The 24,606-nt window shown below is 38.2% G+C and carries 22 protein-coding genes; 8 read left to right on the plus strand and 14 right to left on the minus strand.

What is annotated here, in order from left to right; translation table 11 throughout:
* Positions 1 to 59 precede the first annotated feature (59 nt).
* A complete protein-coding gene (locus OQ267_RS16355; protein WP_088300548.1) occupies positions 60 to 446 on the plus strand; it encodes a DUF423 domain-containing protein in 387 nt (128 codons plus the stop codon).
* Entirely contained in the window at positions 446 to 2,926 is a 2,481-nt protein-coding gene (gene priA, locus OQ267_RS16360) for a replication restart helicase PriA (RefSeq protein WP_265836927.1), read from the plus strand. The genes OQ267_RS16355 and priA overlap by 1 nt, the downstream gene beginning before the upstream one ends.
* Here the strand turns inward: priA and OQ267_RS16365 are convergent.
* Positions 2,923 to 3,600, minus strand: a complete 678-nt coding sequence (locus OQ267_RS16365) for a hypothetical protein (RefSeq protein ID WP_265836928.1) — start codon at positions 3,598 to 3,600, stop codon at positions 2,923 to 2,925. The genes priA and OQ267_RS16365 overlap by 4 nt on opposite strands.
* A gap of 189 nt (positions 3,601 to 3,789) precedes the next feature.
* Between OQ267_RS16365 and OQ267_RS16370 the strand changes: the two genes are divergently transcribed.
* Positions 3,790 to 4,446 carry a protein-L-isoaspartate(D-aspartate) O-methyltransferase gene (locus OQ267_RS16370; RefSeq protein WP_265836930.1) on the plus strand — a complete coding sequence of 219 codons (657 nt, stop codon included), beginning with the start codon at positions 3,790 to 3,792 and terminating at the stop codon, positions 4,444 to 4,446.
* A 78-nt stretch (positions 4,447 to 4,524) separates the two neighbouring features.
* Here the strand turns inward: OQ267_RS16370 and smpB are convergent, their stop codons facing one another.
* The gene (gene smpB / locus OQ267_RS16375; RefSeq protein ID WP_029284382.1) at positions 4,525 to 4,974 is read right to left on the minus strand and encodes an SsrA-binding protein; all 450 of its coding nucleotides are present in this window, start codon (positions 4,972 to 4,974) and stop codon (positions 4,525 to 4,527) included.
* A gap of 219 nt (positions 4,975 to 5,193) precedes the next feature.
* Here smpB and OQ267_RS16380 point away from each other — a divergent pair, with 219 nt between their 5' ends.
* On the plus strand, positions 5,194 to 5,673 hold the full coding sequence (locus OQ267_RS16380; RefSeq protein ID WP_265836931.1) for a TlpA family protein disulfide reductase: 480 nt from the start codon (positions 5,194 to 5,196) through the stop codon (positions 5,671 to 5,673).
* A gap of 2 nt (positions 5,674 to 5,675) precedes the next feature.
* On the opposite strand, the gene OQ267_RS16385 is transcribed toward OQ267_RS16380, so the two are convergent.
* Both OQ267_RS16385 and OQ267_RS16390 read right to left on the minus strand, forming a co-directional pair.
* Complete coding sequence (locus OQ267_RS16385; protein ID WP_265836932.1) at positions 5,676 to 7,538, minus strand: Nramp family divalent metal transporter; 1,863 nt, start codon at positions 7,536 to 7,538, stop codon at positions 5,676 to 5,678.
* Positions 7,525 to 8,187 (minus strand): metal-dependent transcriptional regulator, encoded by a 663-nt coding sequence (locus tag OQ267_RS16390; protein WP_088300542.1) that lies wholly within the window; start codon positions 8,185 to 8,187, stop codon positions 7,525 to 7,527. The genes OQ267_RS16385 and OQ267_RS16390 overlap by 14 nt, the downstream gene beginning before the upstream one ends.
* A 126-nt stretch (positions 8,188 to 8,313) precedes the next feature.
* Between OQ267_RS16390 and OQ267_RS16395 the strand changes: the two genes are divergently transcribed.
* Positions 8,314 to 8,784, plus strand: a complete 471-nt coding sequence (locus OQ267_RS16395) for an Lrp/AsnC family transcriptional regulator (protein ID WP_029284374.1) — start codon at positions 8,314 to 8,316, stop codon at positions 8,782 to 8,784.
* A 285-nt stretch (positions 8,785 to 9,069) separates the two neighbouring features.
* Here the strand turns inward: OQ267_RS16395 and OQ267_RS16400 are convergent, their stop codons facing one another.
* From OQ267_RS16400 to OQ267_RS16410, 3 genes are all read right to left on the minus strand, one after another.
* Positions 9,070 to 9,726: an alpha/beta hydrolase gene (locus OQ267_RS16400; protein WP_265836933.1), complete on the minus strand. Its 657-nt coding sequence runs from the start codon at positions 9,724 to 9,726 to the stop codon at positions 9,070 to 9,072.
* The gene (gene ung / locus OQ267_RS16405) at positions 9,726 to 10,406 is read right to left on the minus strand and encodes a uracil-DNA glycosylase (protein WP_265836934.1); all 681 of its coding nucleotides are present in this window, start codon (positions 10,404 to 10,406) and stop codon (positions 9,726 to 9,728) included. The genes OQ267_RS16400 and ung overlap by 1 nt, the downstream gene beginning before the upstream one ends.
* Before the next feature lie 67 nt (positions 10,407 to 10,473).
* Positions 10,474 to 10,992 carry a TlpA family protein disulfide reductase gene (locus OQ267_RS16410; RefSeq protein ID WP_265836935.1) on the minus strand — a complete coding sequence of 173 codons (519 nt, stop codon included), beginning with the start codon at positions 10,990 to 10,992 and terminating at the stop codon, positions 10,474 to 10,476.
* A gap of 114 nt (positions 10,993 to 11,106) precedes the next feature.
* Here OQ267_RS16410 and OQ267_RS16415 point away from each other — a divergent pair, with 114 nt between their 5' ends.
* The 3 genes from OQ267_RS16415 (at position 11,107) to OQ267_RS16425 (ending at position 13,910) form a co-directional block, all read left to right on the plus strand.
* The gene (locus OQ267_RS16415) at positions 11,107 to 11,646 is read left to right on the plus strand and encodes a DUF2892 domain-containing protein (RefSeq protein WP_088300538.1); all 540 of its coding nucleotides are present in this window, start codon (positions 11,107 to 11,109) and stop codon (positions 11,644 to 11,646) included.
* 150 nt (positions 11,647 to 11,796) lie between these two features.
* The gene (locus tag OQ267_RS16420) at positions 11,797 to 13,044 is read left to right on the plus strand and encodes a cation:proton antiporter (protein WP_265836937.1); all 1,248 of its coding nucleotides are present in this window, start codon (positions 11,797 to 11,799) and stop codon (positions 13,042 to 13,044) included.
* A 311-nt stretch (positions 13,045 to 13,355) separates the two neighbouring features.
* Entirely contained in the window at positions 13,356 to 13,910 is a 555-nt protein-coding gene (locus OQ267_RS16425) for a pyridoxamine 5'-phosphate oxidase family protein (protein ID WP_265836939.1), read from the plus strand.
* A 98-nt stretch (positions 13,911 to 14,008) separates the two neighbouring features.
* Here the strand turns inward: OQ267_RS16425 and OQ267_RS16430 are convergent, their stop codons facing one another.
* The 7 genes from OQ267_RS16430 to OQ267_RS16460 form a co-directional block, all read right to left on the minus strand.
* Positions 14,009 to 14,221, minus strand: a complete 213-nt coding sequence (locus OQ267_RS16430) for a hypothetical protein (protein WP_088300536.1) — start codon at positions 14,219 to 14,221, stop codon at positions 14,009 to 14,011.
* 120 nt (positions 14,222 to 14,341) lie between these two features.
* Positions 14,342 to 16,051, minus strand: coding sequence for a lysine--tRNA ligase (lysS, locus tag OQ267_RS16435; RefSeq protein WP_265836940.1), 1,710 nt, complete (start codon positions 16,049 to 16,051; stop codon positions 14,342 to 14,344).
* Between the two features lie 95 nt (positions 16,052 to 16,146).
* Positions 16,147 to 18,426, minus strand: a complete 2,280-nt coding sequence (locus tag OQ267_RS16440) for a GH92 family glycosyl hydrolase (RefSeq protein WP_265836942.1) — start codon at positions 18,424 to 18,426, stop codon at positions 16,147 to 16,149.
* Between the two features lie 54 nt (positions 18,427 to 18,480).
* Complete coding sequence (locus OQ267_RS16445) at positions 18,481 to 20,691, minus strand: alpha-N-acetylglucosaminidase (RefSeq protein ID WP_265836944.1); 2,211 nt, start codon at positions 20,689 to 20,691, stop codon at positions 18,481 to 18,483.
* Between the two features lies 1 nt (position 20,692).
* Positions 20,693 to 21,919, minus strand: a complete 1,227-nt coding sequence (locus OQ267_RS16450; protein WP_265836946.1) for an acyltransferase family protein — start codon at positions 21,917 to 21,919, stop codon at positions 20,693 to 20,695.
* A 3-nt stretch (positions 21,920 to 21,922) separates the two neighbouring features.
* A complete protein-coding gene (locus OQ267_RS16455) occupies positions 21,923 to 22,903 on the minus strand; it encodes a purple acid phosphatase family protein (RefSeq protein ID WP_265836948.1) in 981 nt (326 codons plus the stop codon).
* A 97-nt stretch (positions 22,904 to 23,000) separates the two neighbouring features.
* The gene (locus OQ267_RS16460; RefSeq protein ID WP_265836949.1) at positions 23,001 to 24,599 is read right to left on the minus strand and encodes a RagB/SusD family nutrient uptake outer membrane protein; all 1,599 of its coding nucleotides are present in this window, start codon (positions 24,597 to 24,599) and stop codon (positions 23,001 to 23,003) included.
* Between the last annotated feature and the right edge of the window lie 7 nt (positions 24,600 to 24,606).

The raw sequence follows: 24,606 nt of genomic DNA on the forward strand, positions 1-24,606 counted from the left end.
ATTAGTGAGAAGTTCTTGACCAATTTATTAATTTAGCCACTGCTTAGGGCAAAATACCTATGAATAAACGAATAATACTTACTGCGTCTTTTTTTGGATTAGTTGCTGTTTTACTAGGGGCATTCGGTGCGCATGCATTAAAAGCTTTGGTTGATGCGTCAGCTCTGGAAATCTGGCAGAAAGGTGTGAGTTACCAGTTCTATCATACCTTTGCACTGTTATATTTATCAACCTTCGCCCGCTACAGGAATAAGCTCATCAACATTGCTTATTTTTGTTTTACCTTCGGCATTATCCTGTTTTCGGGTTCGCTTTATTTACTCGCTACGCGAAGTATTTTACAACTGGATTTTGTAAATTTAATTGGCCCTTTAACACCCATCGGAGGATTATTATTTGTACTCGGTTGGATCATGCTGTTTTTTGCTGCCTTTAAAGATAAATAATGGAAATTTTTGAGAACGATATTTTTACAGAGAGAGAAACACTTTTTGTGGAAGTGATTTTGCCTTTATCTTTGGCGATAAACTACACCTACAGAATTCCTTTCGATTTGAATGATCAGGTGGCGATAGGAAAAAGGGTAGTGGTTCAGTTCGGGAAGCACAAAATTTATTCTGCATTAATTTGCGCCGTATCTAAAAATCCACCTGCAGCTTACGAAGCTAAATATATCATTGATGTGATTGATGCAGAACCGGTTGTAACGCCCACGCAACTCAAGTTCTGGACCTGGATGACCAACTATTACATGTGTAATGAGGGCGATGTTATGACCGCGGCATTGCCAGCCAGCTTAAAGCTGGCCAGTGAAACCATCCTGATGCTTACGGAAGGTTTTAGTGAGGACGTAGTGCTCAATGAAAAAGAAGAAATGATCATTACTGCGCTTAAAGGGCAGGGAAAGTTAACCGTTAATGAAGTTTCCAAACTGCTGGGGCAGAAAACAATTTACCCCATTATTAATAATTTGTTGGAAAAAGACCTGATACTGGTGGCAGAAGAAGTGGTACAGAAATATAAACCATTACTTAAATCGTTCATTCAGTTAAACGATTTTTACAGCGACCAGGAAAATTTAAAACAACTTTTTAATGTTTTGGAGCGTGCGCCTAAACAACTGGATGCCTTGCTGGCTTATCTGAAGCTTCAAAAAACAAATCTGCCAATTTCAAAGGAGCAACTTTTAGAAGAGAGCAATTGCGGAGCAGGCGCTTTAAAAGCACTCACCGATAAAGATATTTTCGTGATTACTAAACGACCAGTAAGTCGTTTGGCTGCACATGATGAGGAATTTAGTGTAAATTTTAAGCTTAACGAAGCCCAAGAACTTGCACTTTCGAAGATTAACGGCCACTTTAAGGAAAAAGATGTGGTATTGCTGCATGGCGTTACGGCATCTGGCAAAACCCAGGTTTATATTAAACTGATTGAAAAAATTATTCAGAATACAAATGGTCAGGTACTATTTCTATTGCCGGAAATTGCCCTTACCACACAGATTGTTGAGCGAATTAAGCGTTATTTTGGAAATGCTATTGGCGTTTACCACTCAAAATTTAATAATAGTGAAAGAGTAGAAATCTGGAATAAGGTTAGAACAGGTGCTTATAAGGTTGTTCTTGGCGCACGTTCTGCCGTTTTTCTTCCCTTTCAAAACTTGAAATTGATAGTCGTGGATGAAGAGCATGAGCCTTCATACAAGCAATATGATCCGGCACCGAGATACCAGGCGAGGGATGCTTCTATTTACCTGGCACACCTGCATCAGGCCAAGGTTATCCTTGGGTCAGCTACTCCATCTCTTGAAAGTTATTATAATGCTTTGCAAGGCAAATATGGCCTGGTAGAAATGAAGGAGCGGTTTGGTGGTGTGCAATTGCCTAACCAACAGGTGGTGAGTATTTCTGAAGAAACCAAGAAAAAAACTATGGTTTCCTATTTCTCCAGTGTGTTAATTAAAGATATTGACCTGGCACTTTCTAAAAAGGAGCAAATTGTTCTCTTCCAAAACAGAAGAGGATATGCAACCATTCTGATTTGTGCAACGTGCGGATATACACCAAAGTGTGTGAATTGCGATGTGAGTTTAACTTATCATAAAAGCAGTGGCAAACTACATTGCCATTATTGTGGCTACCAGCAAAGCAGTGTAAATATTTGTCCGGCTTGTGGCTCAGTACATGTTGAGCAAAAGGGTTTCGGTACCGAAAGGATAGAAGAGGAGTTAAAATTATTATATCCCGATATTTCCATTGCCAGGCTGGATATGGATAGTACCAGAACAAAAAACGGATTGCAACAAATTTTGAACGATTTTCAGGATAAGAAAACAGATATCTTAATTGGCACTCAAATGGTAGCCAAAGGATTAGATTTTGATAATTTAAACCTGATTGGCGTAATTAATGCAGATACATTGTTAGGTTATCCTGATTTCAGGGCTTATGAAAGAAGCTACCAGTTACTCGCGCAGGTAGCAGGTAGGGCCGGCAGGAGAGCTGACCAGGGAAGTGTATGTATCCAAACCTACGATGCCGGAAACCGGATTATTAAACAGGTGGTGGAGAATGATTATGAGGGTATGTATCATGATGAAATTGCAGAACGGGAGAGGTTCCTGTACCCACCGTTTTCAAGAATGATATTTCTTTACATCAAACATAAAGATGCACATGTGCTTGATCATGCCGCTCTTTCGCTGGCCAATATTTTAAAAGCAAAATTTGGAAAACGTGTACTCGGTCCGGAGCAACCATTGGTAAGCCGGGTGCGGAATCTCTATATCAGGCAAATCATTATAAAGGCCGATAAACATACCGCCATTCAAAAGGTTAAAGATGCTTTACGCGAGACCCTTACACAATTTAATGCCACGAAAGAATTTAAAGGTATTTTTATGCAGATTGATGTAGATCCTTATTAGTTTTTCCCATTTAAACTAAACTGTAAGCCTAGGGAAACCGGATTTAATAAAAACTCCCATTTTTTATAGGTGGTAACTGTTCTGGCTACACCACCAGTTCCAGTAATATCCTGCTTTTCGTAAGAATAATAAAAATCCAGATTGCTTTCTGCAAAGAAGTTTAGCTGTGAAATGATGTTTACTTTTAAACCGATTAATGGGGTAAGAACCAAACCATTTTTACTGGCATCAGCCGTTTGTGTAACACTGTTTGTTTGTTGGTTTCGCTGTGCTATGGTTCCGGTAAAGCGGTTTGAACGATAACCTAGATCGAATCCAAAATAAGGCTGAACCCTGGAATAGTTAAAGTTTTTTTCAAAACCAACTTTAAAAGAATAATCGGTTACCTTTCCATAAGCGATTTCACAGGTTGCACAGGTATTATCAAACTGAATATCATTGCGGTAATAGGAACCGCTCACCCGGTAACTGATCTGGTTATCATTGAACTTAAGCATAGCACCATTTGCATAAGCCTTGGTGTAATCCTGTGTATTGGTTTGATTTAATATTTTAGGCAGTTGCATTAAACTAAAGGCACGGAAGCCTATGGTATAATTATAATCTGCTCCTGTTTGTGCAAATGAGGTGATGGAGATAAACAGTGCGAATAAACTAAGTAAGATTTTCTTCATATATGATATAATGATACTGATTTTCTTTAAAATTTGTTGATTCCAAAAGTAGAAATAATTCCGCACTTCAGTATGATGATTCAAGCAAACTTATCAATGGTATATTTAGCTTTTGATTTTCTGCAACTTAGGCTAATGTGGATTTCTTTATCTTGCATCACCATATAAAAAAGTTAATTTTGAGACTTCATGGCCTATAAATTTGTTGATAATTACCGAGAGCGTGGTGCGAGAAAGAAACTGGTAGAACTGTTAAGATCCCGCGGAATAGAGGATGAGTATGTATTAAGAGCAATGGGCAAGGTTCCCCGTCATTTCTTTTTTGATGAAACGTTCTGGAACCAGGCTTATAAAGATATTGCCTTTCCGATAGGAGATGGGCAGACCATTTCACAGCCTTACACCGTGGCTTATCAAAGTGAATTGCTACACATTAAAAAAGGCGATCAGGTATTAGAAATAGGAACAGGTTCTGGCTACCAAACTTGTGTTTTAATGGAACTTGGGGCCAATGTAGTTACGATAGAAAGGCAACAAAACATATATAACCGTACCATTAGGGTTTTGCCGGGCATGGGCTATAAACCAGTTTTTTGTTGTGGCGACGGCTCAAAAGGAGTGGCAGAACATGCGCCTTATGATAAGATTATTGTAACCGCAGGAGCGCCACTGGTTCCTGAAATTTTGTTAAAGCAACTTAAAATCGGCGGGATTCTGGTTATTCCGGTAGGTGATGAAAAAACCCAAAAAATGGTTACGGTAATCAGGGTAAGCGAAACAGATTACGAAAAAATAGTACTGGATACCTTCAGGTTTGTACCTTTAGTAGGCGACCAGGCGTGGTAGTAGTTGAGTCTTTAGTCCAAAGCCCTCAGTATTAAGTCAATTTGGACTCAGGACTAAAGACTCCAGACTGAAAACTAACTATCTTTTCATCGCCCGGTCCAGTTCACGTTTGGTATCTCTGTCTTTAATGCTGTCACGTTTGTCAAATTCTTTTTTGCCCTGTGCCAAAGCGATTTCGATTTTCGCGAAGCCCCGTTCATTAACAAAAATACGAAGGGGTACAATCGTATAGCCTTTTTCTTCGCCCTTTAATTTTAGCTTCCGGATTTCCTTTTTTTGCAGCAGCAAGGCACGGTCTCTTTTAATGTCGTGATGATAAAATGAGCTGTGGCTATATTCAGAAACATGGAGGTTTCGTACATAAAGGTTTCCACCAATAAACATGCAAAATGCATCAGTCATATTGGCTTTACCTTGCCTGATGGCTTTTATTTCAGTTCCAAGAAGTGCAATTCCGGCTACATATTTATCCAGTAAATTGTAATCGAAATAGGCTCTTTTATTTTTTATATTAATGTCGTTTTTCAAAGCTGATATTGTTATTAATTTTTGCAGCAAATGGCGCTACATTTATCCAGACTCATTTGCCGGGTTGCAAATATCTTAAAAATTGATGTGATATTTTGATATTATTCCATTTCGTCAACGGCTAAATTAACAATTAGAATGTTCATCTGTTTGTAAAAGCTGAAAGGAATTTGATTATCTTGCTCATAAATCAATTAAGTTTGGATTTAAATGTTAAAAATGAAAGTTAAAAGCTTCCTTCTAGTTCTTCTTATAGCCATTACCTGTCAGGTTAAAGCGCAACAGCCTACTTTGCTGCCTCAGTTTACCTTCTTTAAATTAGATGGTAAGTCATTTTCTAATAAAGATTTAAAACAGGGCAAGCAAAATTTATTTATTCTTTTTGACTGTACATGTGAGCATTGCCAGCGGGAAATGAAGTCATTAAATGCCAATTATAAACTGTTCCAGAAGGCTAACATTTATCTCATTACCCTGGATGAAGCCTATATTATTCCTCAGTTTTTTGATACTTATGCAAAAGGATTAAACAAGAAACCCAATGTTACCGTGATGCAGGATAAAAACCATATGTTTATTCCGGCATTTCTTCCTAAGATGTATCCTGCCATGTACCTGTATTCACCTGCCAATAAATTATTGGTTTATAACGCTGGTGACGGTGGCATTAAAAAAATCATGAAAGAAATTAATAAATAACCTTATCTGATGATGAGTACAGGGATGTTAACTTTGTGTCTGACTGAATCAACCGTGGTTCCGAAAATCAGGTCTTTCAGGCCCTTGTGTCCATGAGCACCCATTACTAAAAGTTCCAGCTCATTTTTATTGCTGATTTCTGCAATGGCTTTTGCTGTGCTTCCAAAGCCAATAAACGGTGTGGAATCAAATCCCAAATCTTCCAGATTAACCCTGTATTTTTCCAGATTTCTGGCATCACTCTCTGTTTCATGATCCATCACATCCTGGCCATGATAACGGGCAGCAGCAGTTTCCACCACATGGATCAGGTAATAATGTGCATCTTTACCACCCTGAATAAGTGCATGCCTGATCGTATTGCCATCATTTTTAGAAAAATCTACGGCGATACCAATTCTGTTATAACTGATTTTTTCAATTTTACCAATGTCAAGGGCATTGCCATGAGGCACCATTTGCCTGTCGCGATTTTTCTTTTCAATCAGAGGATGGAAGAATACATACAAAAGCAGAAATACGATAAAAATTAATGCAGGTACGACAATAACATAAATCCACCAGTTGTTTGCGTTCTTTGCCCAACCACTTATTTCTTCTATAACTAATTTTACGTTTAATGCAATAATGGTTATCGCACTGGCCCAGGCTAGAACTTTTACCCAGGTTTTGATCGCGAAATCCTTCATCAGCTTTTTATCTGAATTGAAATGGATTAAAGGAATAACGGCAAAACCTAATTGTAAACTCAGCACCACCTGACTTAATACGAGTAAGCCTCCAAGTGCATCATCGCCATAATGTAAAATGGTAAAAAATGCCGGAATGATGGCCAATAAACGGGTAATCAATCTGCGTAACCAGGGCTGAATACGAAGATTGATGTGGCCTTCCATAATGATCTGACCTGCCAGTGTACCTGTAACAGTTGAGCTTTGTCCGGCGGCAATTAATGCAATTGCAAACAGGGTTGGGGCTATATTTCCGAAGATATTGGAAAGCAGTTTATGTGCATCCTGAATCTCTGCCACCTCATGTAATCCATTTTTATAAAAGGCGGCGGCTGCCAGTATTAAGATGGCTGCATTTACAAAGAACGCCAGATTTAGGGCAACGGTCGTATCAATCAGGTTAAATTTCAAAGCTTCTTTAATGCCCTTATTACTGCGCTCAATTTTTCTGGTTTGAACCAGTGAGGAATGTAAATAAAGATTATGTGGCATAACGGTTGCCCCGATAATGCCGATGGCGATATACAGTGCATCTCCGTTGAGGACAGAAGGTTCAAATCCTTTTGCAATTTCTTTTAAAGAAGGCTCTACAATAAACATTTCCACCAGGAAAGAGATGCCCACAATAAAAACCATGGATACGATAAAACCTTCCATGGCCCGCATACCTTTATTTAGTAAGAATAATAGTAATATGGTGTCAAAAATTGTGATTGAAATTCCCCAGATTAAAGGCAGACCGAAGAGCAATTGTAGGCCGATAGCCATGCCGATGATTTCTGCTAAATCACATGCAATGATGGCCGTTTGTGCCAAACCAAATAGCGGAATATTTGCCCAGCGGGGATAAGCCTGTTTAGAGGCCTGTGCCAGATCCAAACCCCTAACAATGCCTAATCTTGCACTGAGTGACTGAAGCAATAGCGCAATCAGATTGGACATCAGTAATACCCAGATCAGTTGGTAACCAAATTTACTTCCTCCGGCCAGATCGGTTGCCCAGTTTCCAGGATCCATGTAACCAACACTAATTAGATAGGCAGGACCAATAAATGCTAAAATTCGCCGCCAACCTTTTCTTTTACTGGTATTTACACTCTGATGTACTTCGCTAAGCGATTCAGTTTTTGCCATTACTGCTTGTTAAAATGTGTTTTGCTACTTCTCTACTGATGTTGATTTGCTTCCCGGCGATCAGGATTTCTACTGAACCATCGAAATCGGTAACATCACTGATCTCAATTTGTTTGCCGAGGGTTAAGCCCAATTTTTCCAGGTGCTTTAAAAAAGCAGAACTGTGCTGACTTACGCCGGTAATTGTGCCTTGATCACCAACTTTTAAATCGATCAGTTTGATAAATTGTGTTATCGCAAAGCGTCCGTTCTTATCTGGAATAGGATCGCCATGTGGATCTGACTTTGGAAAACCTAAAAATTCATCAAGCCTTTCTATCAGCGCAGTAGATTTAATATGTTCAAGTTCTTCAGCAACATCATGTACTTCATCCCATTTAAAATTAAGCTTATCCACTAAAAAAACTTCCCATAAACGGTGTTTGCGCACAATCTCGATGGCAGCATTTTTTCCTTTTTCGGTAAGGGTAACCCCCTGATACTTGATGTAATCTACAAAGCCTTTTTCAGCTAACTTCTTAATCATATCAGTTACAGATGCAGGTTTGGTTTGCATCTGCTCTGCAATGGCATTGGTTTGAACATTACCGGTTTTTTCTGCTAAGTGGTAAATTATCTTTAAGTAATTCTCCTCAGTGAAACTTTGCATTTATATTTATCTAATTATATTTTTAGGTAAATCTAAAAATAATTTATTAAAATTTATTAGATAAATTATGTTAAAATTTAGAATTTAATTTGGTTATGTTTGTGTTCTCAATACCTTTGAATTTATATGGCATCAGAATTAGATAAAATTGATTTTAAAATTTTAAGAATTTTACAAGAGAACGGCCGCATTACGAATTTGCTACTATCTCAGGAAATCGGATTGTCTCCAGCGCCAACACTAGAACGCGTTCGTAAATTGGAAACGGCTGGTTTTATCAAAAGCTATCATGCCCTGGTAGATGAAGAGAAACTTGGTTTAGGTATTAAAACTTTTATTCAGATCCAACTGGATTTTCATAAAAATAATACGATTCAAATCTTTTTGGATGAAGTGAATCAGATTAAGGAAATTACGGAATGCCATCACGTTACCGGGCAGGCAGATTTTCTTTTGAAAGTTTATGTGAAGGATATTAAATCGTATGAGCGTTTAATTATGGAGAAGATTAGTAAAATTTCTGTAGTTAAAACTTTTCAAACGATGATGATCATGTCGACTACAAAGAAGGAACCTATTGTGCCTTTGGAATATTAACTCCAAAAACTTAATTGCAAATCATTAAGCGAAGCAACTTAAATATGGCTGGTCTTCATTGCGAACCGAAGGGTATGGCTTAGCAAATGGAATGAAGCAATCTGATTCGTGAAAAGAGATTGCTTCCCCGAAATGTCGGGGCAGGCTGTCGTTCCTCCCCGCAAAGACGATCATCTCGTGGATTTGTCATTGCGGACCGAAGGGTAGGACTTAGTAATGGAGTGAAGCAATCTAATTCTTGAAAACAAATATCTTCGTCGTTCCTCCTCTTATTGACAAAATCAATTAAAGGAACTCCGAGATTAATTCATCAATAATTTCTGAAATTTCCTTCGCGTTTTGATAAACCATAAAATGTGTTCCATATTCAATTGTGAAATCAACCGCGGCACTTTTAGAATACAAAATTCGATCATGATTACCATGAATTTGAATCAGATTATCTGGTCTAATATCGTTTTTCCAGGTTATAATACTGGCGATTGCCCATTTTAAAAATACAGGGTCGGTATCTTGTATAATTTTGGTTAATAAGTTTTTTTCTTCAGTAGATTTAATACCAAAAAAGAAGTTTTGACTGAACTTGTTTGACGACTTCATTAAGTTTGGTGGAATTAATCTTATCAAATGGAGTTTGCCAGCCAATCTGTAAAGAAAAGGTAATTCATTACTTAATATTGTACTTGATATGGCTATTGTCATTAAAGGCTTTAAAATCTTTGAAATTTCAACAGCGATCATTCCTCCAAATGAAACGCCAACCAATATAAATGGTGATGAGATGTCTATAATTTCACTCAATCGTTTTGCATAATCTGGAAGTGATTCTCTTTTTAATGGCACGATCCAATCTACATGAATGATATGAATCCGTTCATCAAGTTTAATTTTGGAGAAAATTCTTTTATCGGCACCTAAACCACTAATAAGATAAGCGTTCATTAAGCCGGCAATTTCCAGTCAATAGGTGTTAAGTTATTTTGGATCAGCAACTGATTTGCCTTTGAAAAATGTTTTGACCCAAAGAAACCATTATAAGCAGAAAAAGGAGAAGGGTGAGCCGCAGTGAGCACATAGTGTTTTTTCTGATCGATTAAGGAAGCTTTTTGCTGCGCATATTTTCCCCAAAGTAAAAAAACAAGATGTTCACGCTTTTCAGAAAGGGATTTTATAATCTCATCGGTAAAGATCTCCCATCCGCGATTCTGATGTGAACCGGCTTCGGCGGCACGAACAGTCAGTGTGGCATTTAAGAGCAATACACCTTGTTCTGCCCAATGCATTAAGTTTCCGTGTGGTGGTGATTTAAAACCTTCAATATCAGTTTCTAATTCTTTGTAAATGTTTTTTAGAGAAGGTGGGATGGTCATGCCGCGTTGTACAGAAAATGAGAGGCCGTGCGCCTGACCAACTCCATGATAGGGATCCTGGCCTAAGATAACCACTTTAACCTGGTCAAAAGGAGTGGTATTCATGGCCCTAAAAATATCCTGACCTTTTGGGTAAACCGTTGTACCTTTTTCCTTTTCTTCCTTTAAAAAAGATTTTAGATTTTTCATGTAATCTTTCTCAAACTCTTGATCTAAAACAGCTAACCAACCGGTTTCTAATGCAGCAGACATAATGTATATATTAATTAAATTTAGGCTGATCTAAGTAAGATATTAACTCCAATCAGATTGAAATAGTTTATGATTTCTTTTTGTAAATAGCCAATAAATCTCCTTCGAGTGTTGTTTTCGGACCTTCAACAATTCTGCCCAATTCTATTCCTTTTTGATCATAAATAATAAATGTAGGAACCATTTTAATATCCAAACCATCTATGATTCCATTTTCAGCTTTCTTATTTCCGTCAACCGCAATAAATTCAATATTCTTTTCTTTAACATGTAACGCATCCATGATCTTCAAAAAGTTTGGAACATTTACTTTACTGTCTCCACACCAGGTACCAAAAACGATTTTTATTTTTTCCTTTTTAACCAGCTTTTTTAATTCAATCATGGTAGCAGCGTCTGGGGTATATGCTGCATACAATGGTTCGTACATCTCTTTAAATTCCGGAAACGTAGCCATGCCATCCCGGGTGCAGGCATTAATCAGAATATCTTTATTGTGAACCTGATCATGTATTTTTTTATTTATTTCTTGTGCGGAAATATTCATAGCGGATACGATTAATATAATAGTGAAGAGTTTTTTCATGTTAAAGAGGAGAATTGTTGTATGAGTGAAATTTTTAATGAAATTATTATTTTAAAAACTAATTTCTGCCATTTAAAAACGATATTTGCAAAAAAAATAATTAGAATAAAATTTATGCCAAATATTATCAGATTAATTGCGGGGTTTGCTTTACTGGGTGGCGCAGTAGCTTTATTTGTTTTCGGTTTCTGGCCTTGGGGCATCGTTTCTATTTTATTAGGCCTAATCGTATTGGTAACTTATTTCTTTAATGAAAACATGTTATTGGCACAATGGTTTTTAAGAAAAGACAATATGCCTAAAGCAAAAATGTTTTTGGATCGGATTACCAATTATGAAAGGCAGTTAATTAAAGTTCAGCATGGATATTACAATTTATTGGTGGGTTTAATTGAAAGCAGAACATCACCAATGAAATCTGAAAAATACTTTAAAACAGCTTTAAGCTTAGGAATGCAGATGGATCACAACATTGCATTGGCTAAATTGAGCCTGGCCGGAATTGCGATGGCTAAACGTAATAAACGTGAAGCAACACTTTATCTTGCTGAAGCTAAAAAGGCTGATAAGAATAAGTTATTGGCCGATCAGATTAAACAAATGAAAGATCAGATGGGCATGATGGACAAACAACAACAAGTTCGTTATCGCTAATTGATATTATATCAAGATTAAGGGAGCCAAATGTATTTGGCTCCTTTTTTTATGTCTATAAACGGCTTATTGATGTCATAATCTAAAAATAATTTTAGACGAGTCGAAATTATTTAATATTTTGGGGTTTTACCGGTACTCAATCAAATTATGGAATTATATTACTCCTTTTCGGTGCTTATTGTTTTAGCATCATTTTTTTCTTATCTAAATCTCCGATACCTCAAACTTCCATCTACCATCGGAATTATGATCATTGCGATGATCAGTTCAATTGTATTGGTTTTAACAGGTAGTTTATTTCCAAAAACTTTCGATCATTTTTCTACATTGCTTCAGGATGTTGACTTCACGGAGGTGTTAATGGGAGCAATGTTAAACTTTTTGCTATTTGCCGGTGCCATTCATATTAACCTGGTTGATTTAAGGGAGCAAAGGGCACCGGTGATTATATTCTCAACGGTAAGTGTTGTGATTTCAACCTTTGCTGTCGGTGCTTTGGTTTTTTATATTGCGCCATTCTTCGGTTTTAAAATTCCTTTTATTTATTCCTTATTGTTTGGTGCGCTTATTTCCCCAACTGATCCTATTGCCGTAATGGGCGTGCTTAAAGATGCCAATGTACGTAAGTCACTGGAAACAAAAGTTGCTGGAGAATCTTTATTTAATGACGGGGTGGCTGTAGTGATTTTTGCTGTAATCCTTCAACTGGCACAGGGCAGTGATATTGATATCAGCGCAACCAATATTTCATGGTTATTAATTAAGGAAGCCTTGGGCGGTTTTGCTTTAGGAACTATTTTAGGTTTAGGGGCTTCCAATGCCATGCGGAAAATTGATGATTATAAAGTTTCGGTATTAATCACCCTTTCAGTGGTGATGGGTGGTTACCTCATTGCCCATTCCATTCATATTTCAGGGCCTTTAACCATGGTTGCCGCTGGGATTGTAATTGGTAACTATGGAAAGAGAACCGCCATGTCTGCCGTTACAAAAGATTACCTGAACAAATTCTGGGAACTGATCGATGAGATTTTGAATGCCATTTTATTCCTGTTTATCGGATTCGAACTGCTGATTATTCATAACATTACCAACTATTGGTTAATTGGTTTATGTTGTATCATCATTGTGTTGTTTTCCAGGTTCTTATCTATTTATATTCCGGTGGTGCTTATTCCGTTTAAAAATAAATTTAGCAGCGGTACCATTAAGGTTTTGGTTTGGGGAGGTTTGCGAGGAGGGGTTTCCATTGCTTTGGTTTTATCTATGGATGAAGGCCCGTATAAGCCTTTGTTGGTAGGGATAACTTATTTCGTAGTAGTATTCTCTATTATTGTGCAAGGTTTAACGGTGGGTAAACTGGCTAAGAGAGTGCTTTCTGTGGAAGAGGTTTAGTGTGTTTGATGTTAAGGATTTGAGATTCTATTTGCAATTTCATATCATAAAGCTTGTTAGCACAAGTTTGCTGTTATGAAGTATCTCTAACCTGTGGGATTTGGATGCTCGTTCACTCACGGCACTAAATCCCCGGATTGCTGCAATTACTTGTTCTTTAAAAGGAGTATACATGTCCTTCGGATAAAAGATTCTGAATCCAGATGAGGAGGACGGGCGAGGGGATGTAAAAGATTTTGATTCGAGTTCATTTCTGAAATAGTTAAAACCAAATCAAAAAATATTTTGTAGTCTATAGAAAATATATACCTATGGCAACATCACAAGAAGGAAGTACTAATCATACTCAGGAAGAAGATAACATTCAGGATTTAGGGGGAAAAGAAGCTGTTGAAAAACTTAAAAACCTCGCAGAGAAGGCAGAGAGTTGTTTTTTCTGTACCAATATCAAAACGGGGGTGCCTTTATCAGTAAGGCCTATGGCCATTCAACAGGTTGACGACGAAGGCAACCTTTGGTTCATGAGTTTAAAGGATAGTCATAAAAATGATGAAATTTCATCTGATCCGTTTACGCACCTTTTATTTCAGGCTGGCGCACATTCTGGCTTCGTGAATATTTACGGAATTTCAGAGATCAGCAGAGACCAGGCGAAAATAGATGAGTTATGGACTCCGCTACTCAAAACCTGGTTTCAGGGTGGAAAAGAAGATCCAAATATTACCCTGATCAAAGTTATTCCTTCTGAAGGTTATTATTGGGATACGAAAAACGGTGCTGCTGTTGCTTTCTTAAAAATGGCAGCCTCTGTAGTAACCGGAAAAACAATGGATGATTCAGTAGAAGGATCTTTAGATATCGACTAAAACTAAAATCATTAACAGTTAAAGGTTAAAAGGTGCACGTTCAGGTTCTGCTCATGTTTTGAGATTTTAACCAGAACTTGTAACCCGAAACCTTTAACTTATTTATCATCTAGATTATCATAGCCTTCCAGCTCTTCTCTTTGAGATCTTTTGCTTAAGATATCGTCATCGTCATGCTGTGTTCTGGAGAAAAATAAGGCTTCAGCCTGGATTCTTTTGATCAGTTGGCGTACCAAAGTTAGATCAAATGCATCTTTACTTAGTTTGATGCAATATTCTCTTTCGTTAATTTCTAAACTTGAAGTATTCATATGGCAGTGATTTAGTTATCAATTGCCGTAAATATATAAAAGGCCTGCTAAACAGTTGTTAGCAAGCCTTTTAATTTTATGTTATGTTTTTGTTAAGATGCATTACCTCATGGTATACGTTTATTTATGTGAAAGGAATAAACCATCATCTGTTTTAGTCACTTTTAAAATACCTTTTGAAGTTAATGCTTTTAAAGTAGTATCCCATTTCTTGTTGCTCCAGTCGGCTAACTTACTTTTAATATCTGTTAAAAGATGTTGCTCATCTTCATTGATCAGTGAGTAAAGTTCTGTTTCCTCAGCAGTCATCTCAATTTTCTTTTTCTCCGGACGCATTTGCGGGAAGAACAATACTTCCTGAATGGTACTCTGATTGGTCATTAACATCACAATACGATCGATACCAAAACCTAAACCTGAGGTAGGGGGCATCCCATATTCCAGTGCACGAACAAAATCATCATCCATGGCCATGGCTTCAGCATCACCACGATCAGCAAGTGTTAACTGATCCTCAAAACGTTCTCTCTGATCAATGGGATCATTTAATTCCGAATAGGCATTGCCAATTTCTTTACCATTTACAAATATCTCAAAACGCTCTACCAAACCTTCAGCTGAACGGTGTTTTTTAGCCAACGGGGTCATCTCAATAGGATAATCAGTAATGAAGGTTGGCTGAATTAAATTGGCCTCAACCTTAGCACTGAAAATTTCATCGACTAACTTGCCTCTACCCATAGTAGAATCAGTTTCAATGTCTAAATCTTTGCAGGTTTGAATAAGTTCATGTTCCGTCATGGCAGAAACATCTATACCGGTATATTTCTGAATGGATTCATACATGGTAAGCTTCTCGTATGGGCCTTCAAAGTTGATGTCATTTTCGCCCACTTTAACCATAGCAGATCCGTTGGTAGCAATAGCTACTTTTTCTAAACATTCTTCTACCATAGCCATCATCCAGATATAATCCTTATAGGCTACATAAATTTCCATAGAAGTATACTCTGGATTGTGTGTGCGGTCCATTCCTTCATTACGGAACATTTTCCCGAATTCATAAACACCATCAAAACCAGCAACAATTAATCTCTTTAAATACAATTCATTTGCAATACGCAAATAGAGCGGCATATCCAAAGTATTGTGGTGTGTGGCAAAAGGACGTGCGGCAGCACCACCGTGAATGGGCTGTAAAATAGGTGTTTCCACTTCCATCCAGCCTTGATTATCGAAATAATTACGCATCGAGTTAATCACCTTGCTGCGTTTGATGAAGATTTGTTTGTAATCCGGGTTTACCGTTAAATCGACGTAGCGCATGCGGTAACGTAATTCAGGATTGGTGAAACCATCGTATACGTTTCCGGCATCATCACGTTTTACAATCGGTAATGGGCGCAAGGATTTAGCTAAAACCTTAAATTCGGTCACGTGTATAGAAATTTCTCCGGTTTGGGTGGTAAACACATAGCCTTTTACACCGATAAAATCTCCAATATCCAATAACTTTTTAAATACGGTATTATATAAGGTTTTATCCTCATCCGGACAAAGTTCGTCTCTTTTTAAATAAACCTGAATACGGCCCGTTGAATCCTGTATTTCAGCGAAGGATGCGGCACCCATGATATTACGGCCCATAATCCGGCCAGCTAAACTTACCGTCTTGTAAGCAGTTTTATCTTTTTCGTAGTTTGCTAAAATATCTGCGGCAGTTACATTAATGTCGTAAGCCTCTGCCGGATAAGGCTCTATACCTAACTGACGTAATTGTTTTAATGATTCACGTCGTAATATTTCTTGTTCTGATAATCCTATACTCATTTCGGGTATTTTTTGCAAAAGTAATGATTTTGGAAATATAATCGCACCTGATCATAATATTTCATTCACCTGATTCCATAAATAATACTGATCCGTTATTTCGACAATGTTGGCTTTTCCCGGAGGTAAAAAGTCAGGAGACCTCCACTTACTAATTGTTGATGCGTGATCTCATTTTTGCGCAGGATTTTTCCATTTAACATAATCTTCGAAATGTAAATGGCATTTTGGGTTGATCTTACCGTTTTAATATTTAATTTTTTACCTGTATCGAAGGAAATGATCATTTGATTAAAAGAAGGACTGGTGATTTGATACATCCCGGAAACCGGATCCACAGGGTAAAATCCCAATGATGCAAATACATACCATGCAGACATTTGTCCTGCATCATCATTTCCACTTAAACCGCCTGCACCTTCATCATATTCTTCATCCAAAATCCTGGACACCTGTTTCTGTGTTTTCCAGGGACTAGAGGTATAGTTATATAAAAACGGAATCTGATGTCCGGGTTCATTTCCGTGCCAGTATTCTTTCTTTAAAAAAATAGAATCCAGTTCGTTTTCTAAACTTTTTTTGCCACCCATCAGCGAGATTAATCCGGGCATATCATGAGGTACATAAAAGGTGTATTGCCTGGGTGTTCCTTCTGTAATATAAGGTTCACGGTGATCGGGAAGATAGGGTTTGTACCAATTGCCATCACTGTATTTACCTCTCACCATTCCAACCTTATTATCAAAAATATTTTGATAGTTTAATGATCTTTTGGCCAGTAAATTATAATCATTTACCTTTCCTAAGTCTTTCGCTATTGTGGCAAGTGCATAATCATTATAAGCATATTCCAGTGTTCTGCTTACTTGCTCCTTTTTGTGAAAAGCATGGGGAATACTGTCTTCCATTGGAATGTAGTCATATTTTAGATAGCTGTTGATACCGCGTCGGCCTTTACCATTCAGGTAATCGGCAGAATCCGGCATTTCAAAAGCATTTTTCCGCATTAAACGATAGGCTTCCTTTACATCATAATCCCTGATCCCTTTTTGATAAGCCGAAGCAATAAAGGCCGTGCTATGATCGCCGATCATGGCGGCAGTATAGCTATTCCAGCAGGGAAAAATAGGAAGCCATCCGCCTTGACTTCCCTTCAATATTAATGAATTGACAAAAGAATTGGCCTGTTCGGGATGGAGCAATTCAACCAGCGGTAATTGTGCCCGGTAAATATCCCACATGGAAAAGTCATCGTAGTAGCTGCCTTTATTTAGCTGTTCTGTCTGATAGTTGCCTGCAAAGCGAGGATAGGTGCCATCAACATCATTAAAAAGCCTTGGATGTTGCTGGGCATGATACAAAGCCGTATAAAAGATTCTCTTCTTTTTTTCATTGCTGTCATTGATTTTAACTTGCGCTAAAGATTTTTCCCAAACTGCTTTGGTGTTTGTTTTTACTGCTTCAAAATCAGCAGAATTGATTTCTTTTTGGAGGTTTGCCTTTGCCGCTGCAATGCCGGTAAATGAGGTTCCTGAATAGATTAAGAGTTCTTCGCCCTTTTGAAGTTTAAACCCGGCGAATACGCCAATATCTTTTTTATTGCCGATGGATGGCTGATTTGAAACCGCTCCTTCAGTATAGGTACCACTTACTGTGAATGCCCTTTTAATCTGAATAAAGAAATATCCACTGAAGCCGGCGGGTTGTCCCCAACCCTGATAAATCCGGTGCACCGGATTATAACCTGAGATTTCACCTTTTTTCTGATCAATTTTAATAAATCCTTTATGTTGATCACTGTTCGGGCTGATTAAAATATAAACACTGTCAGTTTTTAGTGCGGTAATCCTAATTACGCCACTGCGAAGCGTAGCTGTAATTTCGGTTTTAAGCTGATGTTTTGGCAAAATAATGCTGTAATAATCAGGACTAGCCACTTCATTTTGATGGCTGTAATTATCAGCCACCTCATTCCACCTGGTTTTTAGTCGGCCTGAGGTGGGCATGATCGTGAAACTTCCATAATCTTGTGTACAGGAACCACTAATCCAGTGTGTAGCCCTGAATCCATAAATTTTCCTGTTGTTATAATAATAGGGTGCAAGGCATTTGGTTTCTGTAAGCTGTGTTTGCGGCGTCCACTGGGTCATGGCGAATGGAGGAGCAACCGCGGGTATGGTATTCGCTAACCTTTCCGTTTTATCTTCGATATGTTGACTGGCCAATGTGGTACTGGCTGAAGTACCTGAAAATGGTTGTACATACTTTACAAGAGATGGCGTTTGGCTATAAGAGAAATAGCTCAACAAGATAACCTGTAAGAAAACTATTAAAAGGATATTGATACCGTATTTAGTGCGATGTTTTTTTATCATGGTATTCAATACGGTATCTTTTTTTAATGGGTTAAGTTACAAAGGAAAATGAAGTTATTGATGTGCTATAGCCATTAACTTACGGTATTTCTGGTACATTTCAATTGAAGTATTTACCGGGTTACCGATAGGTTGAACGGAATAATCTTTTCTCTGGTTTACCCATTTCCATTCCCAATCACTTACCTCTTCGTTAAATTTTTTAAGGTCTAAAGTAGTTTTTTCATTTAATGATTTTACTGTACGGTTAAAGAAAAGTTCCCATCGTGGTTTATAGAAATCTTTTAATAATCCGCTCCATTGCCTGCAGGCGTATTCATTAAGCGGACTTTTCTTATCGCCCCAAAGCGTGATCAAGTCTTTAGCGTTGAATTCATACCGTGCCTTTTCTTCCGGATTCGCACCCCATTTTCTGGCTTCGCTTACCCATGGTCCAAGCAGGAAATCCTTTCTGGTGGCGAGTAGTTTATCCATATCTGTAATAAGCTGAAGAAAGTTTTGGCTTTCCGCATTAAACTTTTTAAGGTCTTTGTTCTGGTAGGCATCAACCACTTTTCTTTGAACTGAAAGAGCATAATTGGCCATTACCTGGCGGGTTACATCCACAATATCATATTGAAAACCATCGCTTTGTTTACATGTTGGTGCTGCTTTTACAAACTCATCCCAGGCTGGTAATAAATCACGCTCATTATAATTGAGTGTGGTTTTGGCCCAGCGCGTAAGTGAATCAAAAGTCGGCCTGGCCTGGATAATGGATTCCGCACCATCCCTGATGTATTTATTTTCAGGAACGGTATATACTGTTTTTCTTAAAATTCCCCAGGCTTTTAAGGCATTGGGGTTTTTGTTTCCGTATCTATTGAACACGAATTTTGGTAACCAGGTATTCAAATCAATAGGAGTGGATTGCCAGGTATTTTCCATCATCAGTTCATACAGGACAGGGTTTTGCTCAATGCCTTCCATCGTTAGGCCAATTCCCTTCATCTTTCCACTCTTTGGATCATTTAGGGCCTGGGCCGGAGCAGTGGCCACTACATCCATTCTACCAAACAGGTTAGTGTTTCCACCAAAATTATGGAGCATATTCCAGATCCAGGGCTTGCCATAAAACCCTGCTGTGCGTTTCCAAACCGGTTCTATTTCTGTTGCCAGATCAAGCAGAATCATCTTGTCATTTGGAACAGCTTTTAAGAGTGCTTCTGTTTGTGCCTCTTTCCAAAATTTTCTATCACTGTAAAAAAGCCATCCCTGCATTACCCAAACAGCTTTCGGATCTGCTGCCGACATGCCATCATATATTCTGGCGCTTAGCTTACTCAAAAATTCAGGTTCGGCAGATGGCGGTTCATTTTCATTGAAAGTATCTGCAGAGTAGAGGTGATCGGTACCTAACATTTCTGTTTGTTTTTGCAGGAATTTTTTTCCAATCATCGCAAACATCGGATCTTCCGAATCCAGAATGTACGTGTCAGCAAATCCATTGGTCCAGTTGGTAGCCTTTAGTTTAGCATTAGGGAACTTATTTTTAAACGCCGCTGGTACATGACCGGTAAATGCCGGTAATACAGGTTTCATTCCCAATGAACGTTCTCTGTTTAAAATTTTCTTTTGCAATTCGAAGTGGCTCTTCATCCACGATACCGGAAGCGGACCGCCCCAGCCATCTATATTACCCATCCAAAACCACGAAAAATAAGCTGGCCCGGTGAAAAAGCCTTTAAGTTCTTCATCGGAAAATCCCATTTCTTTGTAAAGTAAATACCAGGTGTATTCCTCACCCGTAATCGCCAATGGCATATTAATGCCGTGTAAGGCCATCCAGTCAATTTCTTTTTCCCATCTTTCCCAATCCCACCAGCTCATACTGTAATTAAAAGTGCAGTAGTTCAAATAATACCGATATTCGTAAGGCGTTTCTTTTCTTACTTTTTTTGCAACCATCGGAAGCGTTTTGGGCATATTCATATTGGTGCCATTCCAGGTAATCTGGCAATGTGCATATTCGGTGAGGTAATTATAAAAGGCAGAAGCCAGGGCTACACCACTGCTTCCCCTTAAAATAATCTTCTTATTTCTGCTTTCTATTTCGAAAACATCCATTCCGTTCTTAGCAGCTATACTTTCAGTAATAAAGGAATTTTGTAATTTAGGTAGTACCCGTTGAATTAAGTGCTTAGCAGATTCAACATCATTTTGCGACCAACCTTGGCGGGAAGTCAGAATGAAAAGTAAGGCAGCGAATATAAATTTTAATTTCATGTTAGATTTTTAGGAACCACTTTTTATCGTAAAGAAATTTTAACAGTAATAATTGTACAAGCAAAACACCTGTCCATAAGCCCGCTTGTTGCCAGGCCATTGGTATATCGCTGATGAGTCCTCCGAAAAGAAATTGTGATGTAGATTCAAAATTGAAAAGGCCATGTGCAGAGATATAAATGAGAATGGAATTGGTACCTATCCAAACAAAAGGCATACTCCATGTTTTTAGTGACTTTACATCAATGATGTAATAGAAAATGGTGAAAAGTAAAATACTCCAACCGCCTGCAAAAAGGACAAAAGAACTGGTCCACATGGTTTTGTTGACAGGGAAGAATAATCCCCAGACTAAGCCAGCAATTAAACATAAAGTACCGGCAATAAATAAACCTGCCAGCTTTTTGGAGGTATTTAAAAGAGGAGAGGCAGACTTGATAAAAGTACCAACAAAAATACCCATCATTGCAGAACAGATTGCAGGGATGGTACTGAGCAAACCTTCAGGATCATAAACCACCCGGTGCAATTTACCCGGTAATAATAACCTGTCTATATAGGCGGAGAGATTACCTTCTGGGGTTAAAATGCCACCGCCAAAATGCGGTACAGGCACGTAAACCATAATCAAATAGTAGGCTATAAGAATAGAAAAAAACCAGATGATTTGCTTAGGTAGTGAAAAATTGAGGTAAATTAATGCTGCAAAAAATGTTGATAGGCCAATTCTGGCCAGTACACTGGCAAACCTGGTATTTTCATATCCATTCCATTTAAATAGGCCATTTACAATGATACCCAATAAAATTAAAATCAGAGTTCGCTTTATTAAAGCTTTGTAGATGGCTTTTGATGAATGATTTCCTGCTTTCTTCTGGTCAAAATATTTCTGATAAGAGAATGGCATGGATACCCCCGAGATAAAAATAAAAAGCGGGAAAATAAGGTCATAAAAGGTAAAGCCATTCCAGGGTGAATGGTGTAACTGATTGCTGATATTAATTAAGATCCGCTCCAACATAGACAGGTGCTCATTTGTAGCGATGGTCCAATCTTTAGGGTTTTGCACCAATGCGTATTTTTCTTTTACACCATTTGCCAATCCATGAAAAATGCCTTCGCCACTTACAATCCAGAACATGTCAAAACCCCTTAATGCATCCAGTGAAATTAACCGTTTGCTTTTCTGATCAGGTAATACTGCTGTGGTGATTGGTAAAGTGTCCATTTATTATTTCTTGATGAGGGTATTGTAGATGATATAACCTTCATCGTTAATTACTTGTACCCGTAATTGGTTATTGGTAACCGAAAATAACATGAAGCCATATTCTGAAGCCACCATTTGTGCATCTGGAATTAGTTTTACCGGAGTTTTTTCAGATGCTGCACCAGATATAAAGTGATGTGTTTTGCCTTCTGGTTTGAGGTATTGCAAGCTATGTTCATGACCGGTAAGATAAACATCTACGCCATAACGATCCAACATCGGTTTAAGCGAACTTCTGATGGCTTTGGTGTCATATCCATCTGTCCTGCTACCACCGGTATACATGGGGTGATGGCCAACCACTATTTTCCATTTAATAGAAGGATCTTTATCTTCCAGGGTTTTAGCCAGCCAGCGTTTTTGCGCAGTGGTATCCTGACCTTTTACATTAGGACCATACTCAGCGTTTTTATAAAATTCCGGAATAAGGGGATTGGTATCTATAAACGCAACTAAAACCTGGCTGTTGAGGTCGCCATTAATTGGGAATTTTTTGGCAAAGTAACGGGCGGGCATTTTCCATCTCCGGCTGATTTTTGAATAAGCTACCTGCGCGTCCGGATTAGATTTATAATCATGATTACCTAAAATTACATACCAGTCCCACTGTAATGAAAAATCAGTATAAATATCTTCAAATGAATACTTAAAAGATGGATCCTGCGAACTAATCACACCACTGGGATAGAAATTATCACCTGTAGAGATGATAAACTGTGCTTTTACATCAGCCGCGGTCATACCCATCTGTTTAGCAACCTGTTTTTGATGATCGGCGCCATTACGACCCCAATCGCCCATGGCAATAAAGTTTAAGGCAGCAGGTTCTTTAATTAATGATTTGGTTGTGATATTGATTTCTGCCGGAGATTTTGTTAAAACCTGTGCCTGCAATAAGGCAGGGGCAAGTAGTGGGAAAAAGAAAAGTAATCGTTTAATCATAGAGATGAATTTGGGTAATTTTTCTGAGATAAGCTGTAATGAAGAAGAACTTTCTCTAAATAGTTTTCAGAGAAAGTTCTTTATCAAAAATTAAATTTTAGTTGTAACCAGGATTTTGTTTCAGTTTAGGGTTTAAGATCATAGCTGATGCTGGAATGGGCATCAAACGATGGAAGGTTTGTGCATCGGTTTTAAAGCCCCATTTGTCTTCATATTTCCCAAAGCGAATCATATCGTTCCGGTGCCAGCATTCCCACGACATTTCTCTGCAGCGTTCTTTATATAAATCTTCCAGCGTTACTGATGTCCAGGCTGGTGAGGTGGTACGAACCGCTCTTAGTTGATTAACCAAAGACAATGCAGTCTGACCTAATGTAGGTGATGCACCTCTAAGTATCGCTTCAGCCTTCATTAACAATATATCTGATAATCGAAATATCGGCACATCATTATTCTGATTTCTGTTTGATGATGTGCTGTCACAATAAAATTTGTTATTGCGATACCCCATATTCCAGGCAATTTCATCATTTCCAGCATCAAAAGGTCTTGATGCATCTCTAAGTGTTACATTTGGTGTAATATCTACCTGGTAAGTGATTGCATTCGAAGCATCAGCTCCTGTATAAAACTGATCATATCCTTTTTTGGTTGTTGCAACTGTTACTGGTCTGCCATCATTCAAAGTCTGTAACCCCTTAATCCATTGCGCATTTCTTTTATCATTAGGATCATTAAAATTTGCATAAAATTCTGGCAAGGTGCTCATCGGCGCACTCGGAGTATGTTTTAAACTATATTTTTGCTGTAAAGATCTAGGTAGCGAGTATCTCGAATAAATCATAAATCCGTTACTATATCCCGGATCATACGGAATGGCAAATATAAATTCCTTTATCTGAGGACCATTATCAATAAAAAACATTTTTTTGAAATCGGATTCTAAGCTATAAGGTGTGCCTGTTGCTGTGGTAATGGCATCGCACATGGCAACGGCTTCATTGTAACGGGCAGTACCAGTATAAACTTCTGAATTGAGATACATTTTTGCTAGTATTGCGTAAGCAGTGTATTTGTTTGGTCTGCCATAGATAGCAGTTCCGGTGGTGATGCTCAGGTCTGGCAATATCTCTTTAAGTTCGGCTTCAATAAAATTAAATACCTCTGTTCTTGACTTTGTTTCTGGTGAGGTAGTTTCTCCGAATGTAGTTACAACAGGAATGTTTCCCCAAAGATCCATCATCATATAAAATGCCAGGGCTCTGGTTGCCCGTAGTTCTGCTATAGCCGTAGTTTTTGCTGGAGAATCAGGTGCATTTTTTAGTAAAAATAAACTTTGGTTTGCTTTACTAATTACGCCCGAAAGCCACGACCAGCCACTATTCACATGTCCGTTATCTTTATTCCAAGTGTGCTTGTGATGTGCTTCGTAGGTACCACCGTCATACCAGTTACCGCCCCTGGCCGGCATAATCGCTTCATCAGTACTCAAAGTTTGCATAAAAAAGTAATCGGTGCTCCATCCCTGGCGTAATTGTACATACACCTGGCCAGTTAACTGAACGAAATGTTGTGCGGTTTGAGGAAATGTTTCTGGTGTTAACTGTGTTTCCACTTTTAAATCCAGCTTATGGCAGGATGTTAATACACCTAATGTCAGTGCTGCTCCTGCGATATATTGAATAAGATTTTTCATCTTGTTA

Origin of the sequence: Pedobacter sp. MR22-3, assembly GCF_026240075.1 — a bacterium.
Taxonomy (GTDB): Bacteria; Bacteroidota; Bacteroidia; order Sphingobacteriales; family Sphingobacteriaceae; genus Pedobacter.